Raw genomic sequence first — 16,840 nt, 5'->3', positions numbered from 1 at the left:
AAGCTGAGACAAGCACAGAACCCGTTGATCCCCAGATCCCCGGATGTGTCCGTCGCAACGTGCGCATCAGTCGGTGCAGCCGCGCTCGGCCAGGAGTTGCCATGTCCAAGCACGAACCCCGCTCCCCTCTTGCCTCCGGAGGTGCGTCCGTAGTTCCGCGCCGCGAGCGTTCAGGCGGGTCGAAATTGACCTCCGCTCGCCCGCCGGCGCTGGGGGAAATCGGGTTTGTCGGCCTCGGCCGCATGGGAGGGGCGATGGCCGCAAACCTCGCGGCCAAGGGACGACAGGTGATCGCCTATGTCCGCCGCCCGGATCGGGTCAGCGAGCTTGAGGCGCTCGGCCTGAGGCCCACCACGGACATTGGCGACCTGCTCCACTGCGACGTCGTCATCAGCATGTTGCCAGACGACGATGCCGTGCGCGAAATCGTGTTCGGTCGACGAGAGATTGGCCTTGACGGTCTGGCGGCGGGTCTGATGCCCGGCGCAATCCATCTGTCGATGAGTACGATCAGCACGGCGGCTGCATCGCTGCTGGCGCGCGAGCATGCGCGGAACGGACAAGGTTATGTCGCTGCGCCGGTCTTCGGGAATCCGGATGCCGCCAAGGCGCGCCAGCTCTTCATCGTTGCCGCCGGCGTCGCGGCCGATGTCGAGCGCTGCCAGCCGATCCTCGACAGTCTAGGACAAAGGACCTTTGTGATCGGTGCCGAACCGGGACACGCAAACCTCGTCAAACTGCTCGGCAATATGATGAGTGCGACGGCACTAGAAACGCTCGGAGAAGTCGTTGCCGTGGTCCGGAAGCACGGGCTGGATCCCCAGCCGTTCATCGACATCATGACGAGCACAATGTTCGGCGGGCGTGCGCACAAAATTTACGGCGACAAGATTGCTCGACAGAGCTACGCCGCGGGATTTGTCTTGCCCCTCGTGCTCAAGGATGTGCGGCTTGCCCTTGCAGAAGCAGAGAACGCGGGCGCTCCGATGCCATCGGTGGGCGTGGTTCGAGACCGGTTAATCACGGGAATCGCGCGGGGTTACGGCGAACTCGACTGGACCGCCCTGGGGCGCATCGCCGAGGAGGAAGCCGGCCTCTACGCCGCGCCACCGGTCGCTGCCGATTGAGGTTCCGCCATCCACAGCCTGAAGGCGCATCCACGGAAGAAAGAACAGGATTATGACTCATCAATCAGAAGCTCTCGCAATGAAACTGCCGCTTACCGAGATTCCCGGCACGTCGCTCAAGGTGTCGCCCGTCGCCATTGGCACCTGGGCCATCGGCGGGTGGATGTGGGGCGGAACCGACGAAGCTGAATCTGTCACTACTATCCAGGCCGCTTTCGAGCATGGCATCAACCTTGTCGACACCGCCCCGGTCTACGGGTTCGGCCGCTCTGAAGAGATTGTTGGCAGGGCGATCGCCGAAAGCGGGTTACGCTCGCACGCGCTGATTGCCACCAAGGCTGGACTTCAGTGGGAGGGCGGAAGGGTATCGCGCAATGCCAGCCGCGCCCGCATCATGCGTGAGGTCGAAGATTCCTTGCGCAGGCTTCGAACCGATTACATCGATATCTATCAAGTCCATTGGCCTGATCCATTGATTACGATCGAAGAAACCGCAGACGCAATGCACATGCTGCTTGCGCAAGGCAAAATCCGCGCCATTGGCGTGAGCAACTTTTCGGTCGACCAGATGGAGAGATTTCGCCGCGTCGCGCCCCTGCATGTGCTGCAACCACCGTACAACTTGTTCGAACGCGGCATCGAGACCGACCTTCTACCCTACTGCCGAAAGAACAACATTGCGATGCTGGGGTATGGGGCGCTGTGCCGCGGCCTCCTGTCCGGACGGATGCAGGCCAATACGGTTTTCGGTGGCGACGATTTGAGGCGCACCGACCCGAAGTTCCTCGAGCCTCGCTTCGCGCAATATCAGACCGCCGTGCACAGGCTCGATCGGCTCGCTCAGCAACGCTTCGGCAAGCGGGTTATTCATCTGGCGGTTCGGTGGATGCTCGATCAGGGCATCACCACGGCATTGTGGGGTGCCCGTCATCCCGATCAGTTGCAGCCGGTCGACGAGGTGGTGGGCTGGTCGCTCGATGCCTCCGCCAAGGCCGAGATCGATCGGATCCTGCGCGAAACCATCACCGATCCGGTTGGCCCGGAATTCATGGCCCCGCCGTCACGCAGCGTCGCAGCGTGACGTGCAACGAGAGGTGTCCGGTCGGGCAGTGAACCCCGCGACACCGGACCTTAGGAGGTTTCAATGGACTCCGCGGCTCTATTCTTGTCGCGAATTCAATTCGCATTCACCATTTCATTCCACATCATATTTCCGGCCTTCAGCATCGGGCTGGCAGCCTGGCTCACCGTCCTTGAGGCGCTGCATTTGCGCACCGGTCGCTCGGCCTATCGCGTGCTGTTCGACTTCTGGCTCAAGATATTCGGCGTAGCGTTCGGGATGGGGGTCGTGTCCGGCATCGTGATGGCTTTTCAGCTCGGCATGAACTGGAGCGTGCTGTCCAGGATGTCGGGGCCCATTCAGGGACCGCTGCTTTCGTACGAGACATTCACGGCTTTTATGCTGGAGGCGACGTTTTTCGGGGTTCTCATTTTTGGCCGACCTCGCGTCCCCCCGTGGTTCTATCTCTTTTCAACCGCTATGGTTGCCCTGGGAACGACGTTCTCCGCCTTCTGGATCATGGTCAACAACAGCTGGATGCAGGCACCCGTCGGCTACGTCGTGGAAAAGGGAATATTCGTTCCGAACGACTGGACTGCGATCAACTTCAGCCCGGTGGTGTGGGTGCGGTTCCCGCACATGTTGCTTGCGGCATACTTGACCGGAGCGTTCTGCGTCGCCGCGACTGGCGCGTGGTATCTGCTGCGCGGGAGGTTCATGGCCGAAGCCAAGATCATGCTCCGTATGGGGCTTTGTCTGGCGGCTCTGCTGATGCCGATCCAGCTCTTTATCGGACACCTGGCCGGCGACTATGTTCATGACCGCCAGCCCGAAAAATTTGCGGCCATCGAGGGCCGCTGGCATGACGAACAGCCCGCCAGCGAAGTCTTGGTTGCCATTCCAGATGAAGCGTCGGCGAGCAACAAATACGCGATCTCGATACCCGTTCTTGGAAGCCTGATCGGAAGCATGAGCTTTGATTCCAAGGAGGTCGGGTTGACCAGTTTTCCGCGGCAGGACTGGCCTCCGGTACTTATCCCGTTTTTCACCTTTCGTATCATGGTCGGATGCGGGTTGATCATGCTGGCGCTCGCCTTCATCGGCTCGTACCTCAGTCTCACGCGACGGATCGGCCGATACCGCCTGTTCCTGTGGGCGACATTTCTGAGCTTCCCGTTGCCCTTTATCGCGACGTGGACCGGCTGGTTCACCGCCGAGGTTGGTCGGCAGCCTTGGGCGGTCTACGGGTTGCTTCGAACCGCTGACGCGATGACCCCGCTCCTGACGGCCGAAGCGGCGGTGATCTCGCTAGTGATCTTTGCAATTGTCTACACGTTCATTTTTTCGTTCGGCATCTTCTACATCTATCGGCTGATGCGGACTGGCTTGGTGCGGCCAATGGTGACGCCGGCATCTGCGGCGGTGCCCAACCGGCCGCTTTCGCTTGCCGGCGAGGATGCACGCCTGCTGGCGGAAGCTGGAGAATAGCCATGGTAACCTATTGGGTATCGCTGCTTGCCATCAGCATTCTGCTGTATGTCCTGCTGGACGGCTTCGATCTCGGCATCGGGATTCTGTTTGGGCTGACACGGAATGAAGCGAGGCGGCACGCCATGTGGGGGGCTGTCGCGCCGATATGGGACGGTAACGAGACATGGCTGGTCGTCACCGCGGTTATCCTCTGGGGGGCATTTCCGGCCGTATATGCGATGCTGATGTCCGCGTTCTACCTTCCGCTCGTCGTCATGCTGTCAGCTCTCATCCTTCGCGGTGTGGCGTTCGAGTTTCGCTACAAGGCGGAGCGGATGCGCTGGATCTGGGACTTCAGCTTTTTCGGCGGCTCGCTGGTGGCGACCTTCGTCCAGGGCATGACCGTTGGCGCGCTGGTAGAGGGTTTGCCGATTACAAGCGGTCAATACACCGGCGGCGATTTTGGCTGGTTCAGCCCGTTCGCCGTGCTTTGCGGTGTAGGGCTGTGTTTCGGCTATACGCTTCTTGGCGCCTGCTGGCTGATCAGAAAATGCGATGGGGTCGTCAAGGCGGCGGCCTATCGCCAGGTCCCTTATTTGTCGATCGGACTGCTGGTCTTCCTCATTGCCGTCTTCTCCTTTGCGTTGGCTGAAAATCTCCAGATCATGCATCGGTGGATTGAACGTCCCTATCTCCTCTTCTTTCCTGCAATTGCTGCTCTGGCGGCAATTGTGCTTGCGATAAGCGTTGAACGCCATCGGGACGGATTGCCGTTTTACATGGTCGCGCTGATCTTTCTGTCGGCTTTCGGAACATTGGCCATCTCGTTCTGGCCATACATGATCCCCTACGTCATCACAGTCGAAGAGGCCGCGGCGCCTCATTCGAGTCTGGCATTCATGTTCTGGGGTGAGGGGCTCTTCGTTTACCCGCTGATGCTGATCTACACGGTCATCAGCTACCGGGTATTCAGGGGGAAGGTACGCGCGACGCCGATGCACTGAGGACTCCGCGGGCGGCCCGGTTAAAATCGAATTTAGATTCCTGAATCTCAATTTAATGGGCGAACCTGCGTTTCGCGGTCACTGTACCACAGTGACCGTCCTATTAGCTGCGTCGCCACCATTCATCGCAATCGACCTTATTCGGCTTCCGAAAGCGGAGTTCTAATGACGGATCGCTTTGGGATACTCTCCTGTAGGATCCCACCCATTGCGGTGGCGCTCTCGCTTTCAACAAACCTGATCTGGATTCCCCAGGCCCTGATTCTCGCCGACACCGTTGCGGCTGTTTGCATCGGCACCGATGCCGAGATGACCGGACTGTCGCCGATCGTGCTCGCATCGATGTTCGCGGTACTGCTGGCGGCGCGATCGGTCGCCGATACTGGAGCGTTTTCGATAAGCGCTCGCGCTTCAACGGCGACAAAATTGGATCTGCGGCGCAAGCTCATTCACGCCGTTCTACCGTGGTCCCCGTTCGATGCCACCCGGCCGCCGGCCGGCGAAATCGCGGCGCTTGTTGTTGATCAGGTAGAGACAATCGACCCTTTTCTCGTCAGGTATCAGATCGCCCGGTTCAGGGTGGCAGTGGTCCCGGTCGCAATTCTCGTAGCGATTCTGCCGGTCAGCTGGGCCGTCGCTTTGATGCTGGCGATCGTTGGACCGGTGATCCCGGTTTTCATGGCGTTGATCGGGGCGACGGCGCGGGAGCGCAGCCGCCGGCAATTCGACCAAGCGGGCAACCTGACCGGGCTACTGCTCGATCGCCTGCGCGGTCTAGCGACCATCCGTCTATTGGGCGCTGAAGAGCATGTCGCCGCGGCAATCGAGGCTTCCGGTGAGCGCGTGAGACGCTCTGCTATGGATGTGCTGTCCATCGCCTTTCTGTCTTCTGCCGTGCTCGAATTCTTTGCGACCATCGGCGTCGCGATGGTCGCACTCTATGTCGGCTTCTATCTGTTGGGATGGATTACCTTTGGCGCCACACTGACGAATTTCGGACTATCCGGAGGTCTGTTCATGCTATTGCTTGCGCCGGATTTCTTTCAGCCGTTAAAGGAGTTCGCGGCCGGCTATCACGACCGCGCCGCCGTGGCGGGACTCGCAGAACGCACAGATGATATCTTTAACGTCCAGCGGCCGAGCTTCGTCGGTCACCTTGATACCACGGCCCATCACCATCTCGATCGTCCTCTAGCGTCCTCCGTGGACGTCAGACGGCTGACCGTCCGGCTTGCCGGCTGCGAGCGTCCGTTGCTGAAGCGTGCGAACCTTGCGGTCGCCGCCGGCGAGCACGTAGCGATCATGGGAGCGAGCGGCGCCGGGAAGAGCGCCTTGCTTCACGCGATCGCAGGTCTCATCGAAGGAGTTCAGGGCCGGGTTGCGATCGACGGCATGCTCCTTACGAGCGATACGGCGGAAACTTTACGTCGTCGAATGGCCTGGATCGGACAAGAGCCGTATGTGAAGCAAGCCTCGCTCGAGCGAAATCTTCAACTGGGGAACCAGTCGATCAACCGCGGGCGGGCCGCTGCTGCGCTCGAGACAGCGCGCCTGACGGAGCGGATCGGGCGGATGCAGCGCCAGATGCTGACGCCGATCGGCGAGAATGGGGCTGGTCTCTCGGGTGGGGAGCTTCGCCGTCTCGCGATCGCGCGCGCGGTGCTAGCCGATGCACCGGTGATTCTTGCGGACGAGCCGACAGCGGATCTCGACGGCGCGACGGCCGAGGAAGTTCGCTCGGCACTTCTGGACGCGGCGCGGGGGAAGACAATGATTGTTGCGACACACGACGAAAACCTGGCTCGCCGGATGGATCGGATCGTTACCCTGTGCTTCGGCAGCGTCGAGGAAATCGCGTCGTGACCGGGACGACCGCATTGCTCGAGGTGCTTTGGTCGGCGATTCGCTCTGCGCCATGGCGCTTCGCAAGTGGCGTGGCACTGGCCGCACTGACACTTGCAGCTGGGGCAGGGCTGCTCGCCCTTTCCGGCTATCTGATCGCGGGCTCGGCAATCGCCGGAATAGGTTTGGTAGCGTTTGACATGGTCATCCCCAGCGCCACGATACGCTTGTTTGCCATTGTTCGCACGGTTGCCCGTTACGCCGAACGGCTTGCAACCCACGACGCTACCTTCCGCTTCATTGCGGGATTACGCGTGAACGTTTTCCGGTCCATCGCAGATGGACGTGGCGAGTTGGCCAGAGCGCGGGCTGGCGTGCTTCTCGCGCGACTCTCGAGTGACCTCGACGCACTGGATGGTCTGAGCATCCGTTTCGCAACTCCGCTGTTCGCCGCGGCGGTCATCCTCACGGGCTTTGCAATCATCCTGCGGGGCATCAGCCCCCTTCTGGCGGTGGCAACGATTACGCCTGTGTTGCTCGGCGGCGTTCTGGCGCCCTGTTTGATCGGATTGTTCGTGACCCGGGTCGCGCGACTGCGAATGCTGGCACTTGACGCCGCCCGGACACGTCTCGCCGATCTGGACCGCGGACGCACCGAGCTCTGCATTGCGGGGGTGTTCGCCACTCACGCAGAAAGCGTTGTTGCAGCATGCAAACTCGCAGCCGAATCAGAACTGCGTCTCATTCGGCTCGATGCCGGCCTGCGGTTGGCAGGATCGTGGGGAAGTCAGGGCGCCATCCTCGGCGCGCTGCTCAGTGGGGCTGCTCTAGTCGGCTCACACAATGTAACGCCGCTGATGTTTGCCGCCATTGTCGTTTTCTCCTTCTCACTCGGCGAAGTGGTGGCTCCGCTCCGTTTGGCAGCGTTGGATTTGGGGCGTTGGACCCTTGCTGCGCGCCGGGTACGACTATTACTAGGCGATCAAAATGCGACGACGGAAAAGCCGGTCGAACATGAGCTCGCGAATTCTCTCGGCGACCTCAAACTTGTCGATGTCAGCTTCACGTTTCCAGGTGAAAACGAACCCGTCGCAAAAGGCATTTCGCTGCGCGTGGCACCGGGGGAGACGGTCGCACTCGTGGGGCCTAGCGGCGGCGGCAAGTCGACCATTCTGTCCCTCGCCGCCGGCCTGCTCACGCCGGATTGTGGGGCCGTAGCGCTTGGTGGCGAAGGTCTTAGCCGGCCAGGGCGGGCGGCGTCTGGTGGTCGTATCGGCTATCTTCTGCAGCGAACCGAATTGTTCCGCGGTTCGATCGGCGACAATCTGCTGATGGGCCGGCTCGACGCAAGCGATGACGAGCTGCAGATCGCTGTGGCGGCGGTCGGTCTTGATCAGGCAATCGCAAATCTGCCGAAGGGATTACACCATCAGCTTGGAGATGGTGGAACAGGTCTCTCGGGCGGGGAGCGGCGACGATTGGGGATTGCTCGTTTGCTTGTCGCATCGCCGGATGTCTACGTCTTCGACGAAGCGACGGAAGGGCTTGATGCCGCAACCGCCGCCCTCGTGATCGAGAATATTCGGTTCGAAACGCGTGGGCGAGCCGTCCTGCTGGCCACACATCATCGGGATGAAGCCGACAACGCCGACACGTTGCTATGGATAGAAAAGGGCAAACTGACCCAAATGGCGCGCAGGGGCGAAACCGCTTTCGATGCGATCCTCGATCAGCTTAATCCGCGCAGTTGTCGAGGTCTGGACCCTGGTCGAGGAGGTAGGCTTGCTGAGCACGGCGGGAGAATCCCTGCTACCGGGCTCGTAGGTGCTGGCTGATGGCGTTCAATTCGGCCATCTGGGCAATTGCGGCTGTGGCAACGTTTGGCGTGATCGCCCGGCCATGGAATTCGCCGGAGTTCGTTTGGGCGACGGTGGGTGCCGCGATGCTGGTGCTGTTCAACCTACTGTCCTGGCAGGAGGCGGTCGCAGCCGTCGGCAAGGGCACTGACGTCTACCTCTTTCTAATCGGAATGATGCTGCTATCCGAAGTCGCCAGGAAGGAGGGGCTGTTCGACTGGCTCGCGACCCAGGCGGTGAGGCATGCGCGTGGCTCGGCCAAACGCCTATTCCTGATCATCTACGTCGTCGGAACCCTCATGACGGTGTTTTTGTCGAACGACGCCACCACTGTGGTGATGACGCCGGCGGTCTACGCAACGACTCGGGCCGCGCAGGTCGAGCCACTCCCCTATCTCTTCATTTGCGCTTTCGTCGCCAACGCCGCGAGTTTTGTCCTGCCGATCGCCAATCCCGCCAACCTCGTCGTGTTCGGCGGGCAAATGCCGGCTCTTTCGGAATGGCTACGTTATTTTGCCGGGCCGTCATTGGCTGCGATCCTCACGACATACGTCGTATTGCGGCTGACGCAAGGGCCGGCGCTCGATGCAAAGGTCGCCGCTATCAAGGACGCGCCACCGCTGACGCTGGGTGGCAAGCTTGCGGCGATCGGAATCGTGCTGACCGTCGTCGTGCTGCTGTCGGCATCGGCGTTCGATCGGCCGCTCGGGTTTCCCACTTTTTGCGCCGGGGCATCCTTGACCGCCCTTGTGCTGGTCATTGCGCGGCAATCGCCGCTGCCGATTCTCAAGGGCGTTTCGTGGGGCGTGCTGCCGCTCGTCGCGGGTCTATTCGTTATTGTCGCGGGATTGAATGAAACCGGCGTGTTGTGGGCGCTGGCGCGCAACCTGCACGACGCTGTCGCGGCGTCGCCGCAAGCGACGTCGTGGGTCGCAGGCATCGTCGTCGCAGTTGCCTCCAACCTCGTCAACAATCTGCCGGTGGGTCTGATCGCGGCGGCCACAAGTCACGCTGCGCAGGTGCCGCCGCAGGTGGCCGGCGCTATCCTGATTGGCGTCGATCTCGGGCCCAATCTTTCGGTGACGGGATCGCTCGCCACCATCCTGTGGCTGATCGCACTGCGCCGAGAGGGCGAGAACGTTACGCCTCTTCGCTATCTCAAGCTTGGCTTCATCGTCATGCCGCCTGCGCTGGTGCTGTCGCTGCTAGTATTGTCGGCGCTTCCGCCATGAACAGAGAATCGTCCGTGGACCGAGAAAGACTACATTAAGGGCTGCCAAGGACGGCACAACGGGCGATTTCGGATCGCTTCAATCCAGGCTCGCGGCGAACTGCCTTACTCCGTACCGTTGCTCGAACTCCGTCACATTGACGATGCCGCGGCGATGGGTGCCGTCGCCGATCTTGCGGTCGCCGTCCCAGGCCTCGACCTGGAATACCACGCTCCTGGGATCAATCTTGACGACGCGAGAAAGGGCGCGGACCGTGCGGCCGACCGGCGTTGCTGCGAGGTGACGGACTTTCACGTCCATCCCAACGCTGACGAAGCCTTCCGGCAGATGCGAAGCGATAGCGGATCCCGACGCCATTTCCATATGCAGGATCATCATTGGCGTGGCGTAGACCTGCGGCATCTGCGCCACGAAATGGCCGACTGTCATATCTGATGTCACGGTGACAGTCTTCTCGGCCGTCATGCCGATCATGACGTTGTCGAGCGCATCCATATCTTCCTCGTTCTGGTCTTGTGGCGAACTGGCGGCGGTCTCTGGCGCCGCCAATAGCTCCGTTGCATGAGAGGCCCGACTTCGACCGCGATCTAGGATTTGGGCATTACGCCCGGCCCGTTGTCCGGCCATTTCGCGATGGCCGCCTCGTCCACGTTCAGATGCTGGGTTACCAACGCTGGCGGCGTATGCGTCAGCCAGTTGGACAGAGAAACCTCTTCGTAGCGGGGAGCCTTGAAGACTCCGATAAACTGCAGGTCCGTGTCACCGACATTCTCAACATAATGTCCGAGGTTGCGCTTGACGTAGCCGATGTCGCCGGCGTTGAAGTCCATCGTCATTGCATTCGGGCCGGTGTTGAACACCGTCATGCGTCCTTTGCCCTTGATATAGTACTGCCATTCGTCGGCGTTCGGATGCCAGTGCATCTCGCGGAGCCCACCGGGACGAACCGTTACCAGCGCCGCAGCAACCGTCGTGGCGATATTGAAGTTGCTGCTGTCGGCAACCCGAACCTCGCCACCCCTGGATTCTTTCGCCGGAGCCGATGATCCCAGCCTAAAGATGAATGGATGGGGTGGAGCGCTCGCGGTCCTGCTGACCGCGGCGCGGTCGGATGCCAAATCGCCGGGCAACGTGCCCTGGAAGATCCAGAGATTCTGCAGCGGAATTTTAGCAAACGTCTGGGCTGGAACGCCAAAATTCTTGGCAAGCACCTGGGGAGGGGTATGGGCGAACCAGTCGGTCACCAGCAGCGTATTGAACTCGCTGGCGTTGCCGTCATCAAAGCAGATCACGAACTCGCAGCCGTCCGGGCCGAGACCCTGCAGCGAATGCGGCTGGCCGGCCGGAAAATACCAGAGGTCGCCCTCGTTGACGTCCGCCACGTATGGCCGGCCTACGGCGTCGAGAACGGTCACGCGGCAGCTGCCGTAGGTCATGATCGCCCACTCGGCGGCCTGGTGCCAGTGCAATTCCCTGATGCCGCCGGCGGTCAAACGCATATTGACGCCCGTGATCGTGTTTGAGATCGCGAAATCAGCCTGCGTCACCTGCCGCGCCCAGCCGCCGTTCTGGATGCGCTTTGGCGCGTTGTTGAAGGACGCCCAGTCCATCGGCATGCCGCCGACGTCGGTGGCGGGCGGAGTTTGCGCCGAAGGAAACTGGTTGCCGATGGCTTCGCTTTGCGGGCCAGGATCTCTGAGATTTCCCGGAGCTTTGGCGTTGACAGCGCCTTGCGCCGGCTGGTCCGGATTACCGAAGGAAGCGGCGTGCGCCGCGGATGCCACTGCACCTGCAGCAGTGACTGCCAGTACATTCCGTCTCGAAAACATCGTCGTCGCTCCTCAAAAAATCGACTGCGGGTCCATTAGAGATAGGCCCACAATTTATCCCGAGCCACTAAATTAACATTCAGAATGCGGATCTGGCGGTGGGAGTCGCCGATATGCCCAGCGTCAATTCCGGGTTGGGCTGTTGGCGTTTAGGTCTGACGTAGACGTCCGGTTCGGTACGCGGACTTCGACCACGCTGTGGTTGAGAGCCTGATGACATGAATTGCATGCGGCGGTCAGATCGGCATAGGCCTTGGCGAATGCGGTGCCGTCTTTGGATTGGATCGCGCTGTTGAGTTCCTTGAACGGTTGCTCCGTAACGGAGGTGATCATGTCCGGAAAGGAGATGTCGTGTTCACTGGGATGGGCGCGCCCGAGTCGACCGAAGGCGCCGCGCAGGTTTCCAAGCTCGTAGGCCGCAAATTCCCAATTTCCGTCCTGCTCTGCCTGCCAGAGGCGCTCATGCCGTGGTTGAATTGTCGCAATCATCAGGTCGCTGACGCTCGGCAGATATTCGGTAGCATGAGGTGAGGGCGTCGCTTCTGGCCCAGCGGCAACGCCGCGCGAGGCCGCAAGACAGATCGCCAGGATGGCGGCTGCAGTAATTGCGATCGCCACAACCATGAACGGGCGGCGCTGGATGCCTGTTTCTTCTCGCCCGATCATGTGCGCACTGGCAGCCTGGAAAGCAGCTTGTCGAGCGTGATCGGGTAATCCCGAATCCGTGCGCCACACGCGTTGTAGATCGCATTGGCAATCGATGCGCCGGCGCCGCAGATTCCGAGTTCGCCGATGCCCTTACTCTTGAGCGGGTTGGATTGGTCGTCCAGTTCGGCAAGAAAGACGGCGTCGATGTCTGGAATGTCGGCATGCACCGGAACATGATATTCGGCGAGATCGTGGTTGACGAAATACCCGAAGCGCGGATCGAGCGTCATCTCTTCATGCAGCGCGGCACCGACGCCGAAAACCATTCCCCCGATCGCTTGGGAGCGCGCCGTTTTTGCGTTCAGGACACGGCCGGCCGTGAATACGCCCAGCATGCGCCGCACACGCACCTCACCGGTATCCTCGTCGACGCCGACTTCCGCGAAATGCGCGCCGTAGGATTGCTGCGAAAAATCCTTGTTGTTGCGGCCGGGCCGGATTTCACCGTCGGCGTCCATCCCGACGCCCACAAGGTCCGTCAGCTTTCTGGACTGGTCGCCGGATGCGATACTACCGTTGGCGAACCTTGCGGTTGCCGGGTCCATGCCGGCGGTCCGTGCCAGCTTTTCGCGCAGCGCATTGCATGCCTCGAACAGGGCCGAGCCCGAGCTGCCCGCGCCCCATGAGCCGCCCGAACCCGCCGCCTGCGGAAAGATGGTGTCGCCGAGTTCGACCTTAACGCGTTCCATCGGCAGGCCGAGCATCTCCGCTGCGATCTGCGCCAGGATGGTATAAGTGCCGGTTCCTATGTCGGTCATCGCCATTCGCACGATGCAGGTACCGTCAGGATCCAGCCGGACATTAGCCTTGGAAAGCAGCAGCGGGTTGCCGCGTGTCGCCGCAGCCATGCCAATTCCCACGAGCCAACGTCCGTCACGCACCTGACCCGGTTTCGGATTGCGCTTGTCCCATCCAAAGCGGCGCGCACCTTCCTGCATGCAGGGGATCAAATGACGGCTGGAATAGGGAATATGCTTTTCCGGATCCTCGCTCGGCTCGTTGCGCACTCGCAGCTCGATCGGATCGAGATTCAATTTCTCGGCAAGTTCATCCATCGCGCATTCAAGCGCCATCAGCCCGACAGCCTCGCCGGGTGCCCGCATCGACGACGCGACCGGAATATCCAGGGGAACCTGGCGATGCTGCGTCAGCCGATTAGGCCCGGCGTAGAGGGTGCGGGTCTGCAGCGCCGCGCCCTCGTAAGTTTGCTCGCTGGGCAGATTGCCGGAGAATACGTCGTGGCCGATCGCGAGGATGCGGCCCTCGCTATCGGTGCCCAGGCGCAGCCGCTGGATCGTGTCGGAGCGGTGCGTCGTGACGTGAAAAATCTGCTGCCGCGTCAGCGCGATTTTCACAGGCCGCTTGAGCTGCCGCGCAGCGATCGCCGCCAGGATCGCATCGGCATTGACCCAGAGTTTGCCGCCGAATCCGCCGCCGATGAACGGGCTGATCAGACGTATATTCTCGACGGGAATTTTCAGGGTTGTCGCGATGACTTGTTGACCCTGGTTGAGCATCTGATTTGCAGTATGCAGGATCAAGTTGTCGCCGTCCCACATCGCGAGCGTGGCATGCGGTTCCATCATCGCGTGACTTTGCAACGGGGTGGTATAGGTCACGTCGAGTTGCACCGGGGCGCTGGCGAATGCGCGTGCGAAATCGCCCACCGCGCTGTCGGCTGCCGGCGCATCGCTTGGGTTTGGAACGCGCGCCTTGTCGAGATTGCTATGCAGCGCGTATTTCCCGTTCGATCGGTCGTACTTCACGTCTACCAGGTAAGCCGCCGCCCGGGCCTGCTCAAAACTTTCGGCAACCACGAAGGCGACCGGCTGGCCGTAACGGGTCACTTGTGGGCCCGTGAGCACCGGGTGCGCATCACGGTGATTGCCGGTGCCCTGCGCGGGCGCGTTGCGATGGGTGAGAACCAGCTCCACGCCTGGCGCCTTCTCGGCAGCACGCGTATCGATCGATACGATCCTTCCCTTTCCGATCGAGGCTTCGACGACAAAGCCGTACAGCGTGTTCTCCTGCTGCATCTCATAGGCGTAGCGCGCGCTGCCCGTAACCTTCAATCGGCCGTCCACGCGGTCGAGGGGCTTGCCGACAATGCGCTGTGCGTCGAGTGCATTAGGGCCGATGGGTGAGTTCATTTCCATGAGATCGCCTCCCTCAGGTCCGGGTAATCTCTGCCAGCACGCTGTGCAGGGTGCGCCGTGTCAGCGGGATCTTGAAATCATTCCCGACGTAGCCGCGGGCGCCTTCGAGTACCGCATCTGCGGCAGCATTAAAGGTGGCAGTGTTCGCAGGCGTGTTGGCCAATCCTTGCTCTGCTTGTGCTACACGCCACGGCCTATGTGCCAGACCGCCGAAGGCGAGCCGGGCCGAACGGATGCGACCATGCGCCGTATCGACAATCGCGGCGACTGAAACCAGTGCAAACGCGTAGGAAGCGCGATCGCGGACCTTGCGGTAAAGCTGCACACCCGGAGGCGGTGGAGGCAGCGTCACAGCGGTGATGATTTCGCCTGATTTGAGTGACGTCTCGATCTCGGGGGTGTTGCCGGGAAGACGATAAAATTCCGCGATCGGAATCACTTTGGTTTCACCCTGGCGATTGACCGTCTCCACCTTGGCGTCGAGCGCCTGCATCGCTACCGCCATATCTGACGGATGCGTCGCGATGCAGTGCTCGCTGGTGCCCAGGACGGCATGAATGCGGTTAAAGCCAGCGAGCGCCGCACAGCCGGAGCCGGGACTGCGCTTGTTGCAGGGTTTTGTGACGTCATAGAAGTAATAGCAGCGGGTTCGCTGCAGCAGATTGCCGCCAGTCGTGGCCTTATTGCGCAATTGCGCACTGGCGCCAGCCAGCAGCGCGCGGCTTAGCACGCCGTAACGCTGCCGCACATGTGGGTCGGCGGCGAGATCGCTGTTGCGAACCAGCGTGCCGATACGCAAGCCGCCATCGGGAGTCTCTTCGATCTTGTCGAGCGGCAGGCGGTTGATATCGACCAGATTCGAAGGTGTCTCGACCTGCAATTTCATCAGGTCGAGCAAATTGGTGCCGCCAGCGATGATTTTCGCACCAGGCTTGACGGCAGCGGCGGCCGCTTGCGCCGTCGAGTCGGCGCGTTGGTAAGTAAAGGCTTTCATGTTGGCATTCCCGCGGCTTGTTTGATGGCCTCCACGATGTTGGGGTAGGCTGCGCAGCGACAGATGTTGCCGCTCATTCTCTCGCGGATTTCCGCATCGGTGAGTTCGGGGGCCGACTTCGTCAGGTCCTCGGTCACGTAGCTCGGCATGCCCTGCTGGCTTTCTGCCAGCATTCCGATGGCCGAGCAGATCTGGCCGGATGTGCAGTAGCCGCACTGGAAGCCGTCATGCTCGACGAAGGCCGTTTGCATTGGATGCAAATTCGCGCCTTGGGCGAGCCCCTCGATCGTGTTGACCGATTGGCCGTCGTGCATCACCGCTAGCGTCAGGCAGGAGTTGATGCGGCGTCCTTCGATCAGCACAGTGCACGCGCCGCATTGGCCGTGATCGCAGCCCTTTTTCGAGCCCGTCAGCGCGAGGTGTTCACGCAAAGCGTCCAGCAATGTCGTGCGGGGATCCAGGGTCAGCGAATGTAGTTGGCCGTTGATCTGAAGTTCGACCTTCACGGGAGAGGATAAAGGTTCGTTGCCGTCGATCGGATCGGCAAGAACAGCATGTGGCAGCGTCGTCAACAGCAACGCGGTGGCTCCCGTCTCGATTACTGTTCGGCGAGTAACTTCAAATGCATTTGGGGTACCGGGTTCTGCAGTGGAATCACGCTCGTTCATGACTGCTCCATGTTCGCCAAGTCCATCAGGGTTGTCTGAAAGGCATCAGGCTTACGGCCTGATGTCTTCCGGCCGCCCGCGAGAAGACATCCGGCTTACGGCCAGGTGTCGTCCGGTAGGTTGATCACAATGGGTGTCGCGGTGCTGCGTACGACGACCCATCGAAACGGCTCCTCTTTCGAAGGATTGATTTCCATGTGCGGCAGGAAGGCGGGTACATGAATGAAATCGCCGGCCTTTGCACGCGCGACCGATTTTCCTGTCGCGCCCCAGCGGATTTCGCAGATGCCGGAGAGGACGTAGGCGATCGTCTCCTGCTCTCCGTGATGATGAACCCCCGTCCGGGATCCTGGTTTGACCTCGAACAGGCCGCCCCAGATTGCGGACGCGATGCCAAGCGTCGGCGCGATAGCGGCGCGACGTTCTGAGCCTGGCGTCTGCGCTGTTCCCGGATCGAATTGGGCGGGGCTGACGATGTGAATTTCAGAAGGAGAACTCATGGCGTCCCGGATCATGTTTGAATGGGTAACCGTGAAAAGTTAAGCAGCGGCCAATCAGATAACCACTAAATTGGAGTTTAGATATCCGCGTCGAACTGAGGTCACGGTCTGGGCTGCTCGGTGGTTGACACCGATCGTGACATGATCGACTGCGCGCATCCTCCCAGTTCTCGTCCGGGTGTGCTCGCGGTGAGTTTCTTCCGCCGATCGAAGAAAGCGCGCCAATATCGAGAACCGCCGGCCGAATGCTAGACACCTGGCCGGCGAAGCGGATATCAGGGCAATCGGCCGGCCCAAGTTGGAGGGGGCAGCATGTTGCTTTCGGCCACATGCACCCGTGGTCCGGTCACTCCGGCATGACTTCCGGCTTGTTCTTGGGAAATTTTGCGATGGT

The 16,840-nt window shown here is 61.0% G+C and carries 14 protein-coding genes; 7 read left to right on the top strand and 7 right to left on the bottom strand.

Going from position 1 to position 16,840, the window contains the following annotated elements:
• Positions 1-101 precede the first annotated feature (101 nt).
• The 7 genes from KIP88_RS20005 to KIP88_RS19975 all read left to right on the top strand — a co-directional run bounded on the left by KIP88_RS20005 (position 102) and on the right by KIP88_RS19975 (position 9,591).
• Positions 102-1,127, top strand: a complete 1,026-nt coding sequence (locus KIP88_RS20005; RefSeq protein WP_283848520.1) for an NAD(P)-dependent oxidoreductase — start codon at positions 102-104, stop codon at positions 1,125-1,127.
• 52 nt (positions 1,128-1,179) lie between these two features.
• Positions 1,180-2,208 (top strand): aldo/keto reductase, encoded by a 1,029-nt coding sequence (locus KIP88_RS20000; RefSeq protein WP_308163598.1) that lies wholly within the window; start codon positions 1,180-1,182, stop codon positions 2,206-2,208.
• A 63-nt stretch (positions 2,209-2,271) separates the two neighbouring features.
• Positions 2,272-3,675 carry a cytochrome ubiquinol oxidase subunit I gene (locus KIP88_RS19995; protein WP_214489666.1) on the top strand — a complete coding sequence of 468 codons (1,404 nt, stop codon included), beginning with the start codon at positions 2,272-2,274 and terminating at the stop codon, positions 3,673-3,675.
• 2 nt (positions 3,676-3,677) lie between these two features.
• Entirely contained in the window at positions 3,678-4,661 is a 984-nt protein-coding gene (gene cydB / locus KIP88_RS19990; protein ID WP_214489665.1) for a cytochrome d ubiquinol oxidase subunit II, read from the top strand.
• A 165-nt stretch (positions 4,662-4,826) separates the two neighbouring features.
• On the top strand, positions 4,827-6,524 hold the full coding sequence (gene cydD / locus KIP88_RS19985) for a thiol reductant ABC exporter subunit CydD (RefSeq protein WP_214489664.1): 1,698 nt from the start codon (positions 4,827-4,829) through the stop codon (positions 6,522-6,524).
• Positions 6,521-8,338, top strand: coding sequence for a thiol reductant ABC exporter subunit CydC (gene cydC, locus KIP88_RS19980; RefSeq protein WP_214489663.1), 1,818 nt, complete (start codon positions 6,521-6,523; stop codon positions 8,336-8,338). Before cydD ends, cydC begins: the two co-directional genes overlap by 4 nt.
• On the top strand, positions 8,338-9,591 hold the full coding sequence (locus KIP88_RS19975; protein ID WP_214489662.1) for an arsenic transporter: 1,254 nt from the start codon (positions 8,338-8,340) through the stop codon (positions 9,589-9,591). Before cydC ends, KIP88_RS19975 begins: the two co-directional genes overlap by 1 nt.
• A 78-nt stretch (positions 9,592-9,669) precedes the next feature.
• Here KIP88_RS19975 and KIP88_RS19970 read toward each other — a convergent pair whose 3' ends face one another.
• The 7 genes from KIP88_RS19970 to KIP88_RS19940 all read right to left on the bottom strand — a co-directional run bounded on the left by KIP88_RS19970 (position 9,670) and on the right by KIP88_RS19940 (position 16,461).
• Positions 9,670-10,086, bottom strand: a complete 417-nt coding sequence (locus KIP88_RS19970; protein WP_214489661.1) for a thioesterase family protein — start codon at positions 10,084-10,086, stop codon at positions 9,670-9,672.
• A 92-nt stretch (positions 10,087-10,178) separates the two neighbouring features.
• Positions 10,179-11,420: an oxalate decarboxylase family bicupin gene (locus KIP88_RS19965; protein ID WP_214489660.1), complete on the bottom strand. Its 1,242-nt coding sequence runs from the start codon at positions 11,418-11,420 to the stop codon at positions 10,179-10,181.
• A gap of 123 nt (positions 11,421-11,543) precedes the next feature.
• Positions 11,544-12,155 (bottom strand): cytochrome family protein, encoded by a 612-nt coding sequence (locus tag KIP88_RS19960; protein ID WP_308163597.1) that lies wholly within the window; start codon positions 12,153-12,155, stop codon positions 11,544-11,546.
• Positions 12,083-14,284 carry a xanthine dehydrogenase family protein molybdopterin-binding subunit gene (locus KIP88_RS19955; RefSeq protein ID WP_214489659.1) on the bottom strand — a complete coding sequence of 734 codons (2,202 nt, stop codon included), beginning with the start codon at positions 14,282-14,284 and terminating at the stop codon, positions 12,083-12,085. The genes KIP88_RS19960 and KIP88_RS19955 overlap by 73 nt, the downstream gene beginning before the upstream one ends.
• Before the next feature lie 13 nt (positions 14,285-14,297).
• On the bottom strand, positions 14,298-15,278 hold the full coding sequence (locus KIP88_RS19950; protein ID WP_214489658.1) for a xanthine dehydrogenase family protein subunit M: 981 nt from the start codon (positions 15,276-15,278) through the stop codon (positions 14,298-14,300).
• A complete protein-coding gene (locus KIP88_RS19945; protein WP_214489657.1) occupies positions 15,275-15,946 on the bottom strand; it encodes a 2Fe-2S iron-sulfur cluster-binding protein in 672 nt (223 codons plus the stop codon). The genes KIP88_RS19950 and KIP88_RS19945 overlap by 4 nt, the downstream gene beginning before the upstream one ends.
• A gap of 95 nt (positions 15,947-16,041) precedes the next feature.
• The gene (locus tag KIP88_RS19940; protein ID WP_214489656.1) at positions 16,042-16,461 is read right to left on the bottom strand and encodes a cupin domain-containing protein; all 420 of its coding nucleotides are present in this window, start codon (positions 16,459-16,461) and stop codon (positions 16,042-16,044) included.
• Between the last annotated feature and the right edge of the window lie 379 nt (positions 16,462-16,840).

Origin of the sequence: Bradyrhizobium sp. SRL28 (assembly GCF_018596315.1) — a bacterium.
Lineage (GTDB): Bacteria > Pseudomonadota > Alphaproteobacteria > Rhizobiales > Xanthobacteraceae > Bradyrhizobium.
Note: the sequence above shows the minus strand (reverse complement) of the source record. Positions and strands in the feature narration are given on the sequence as shown.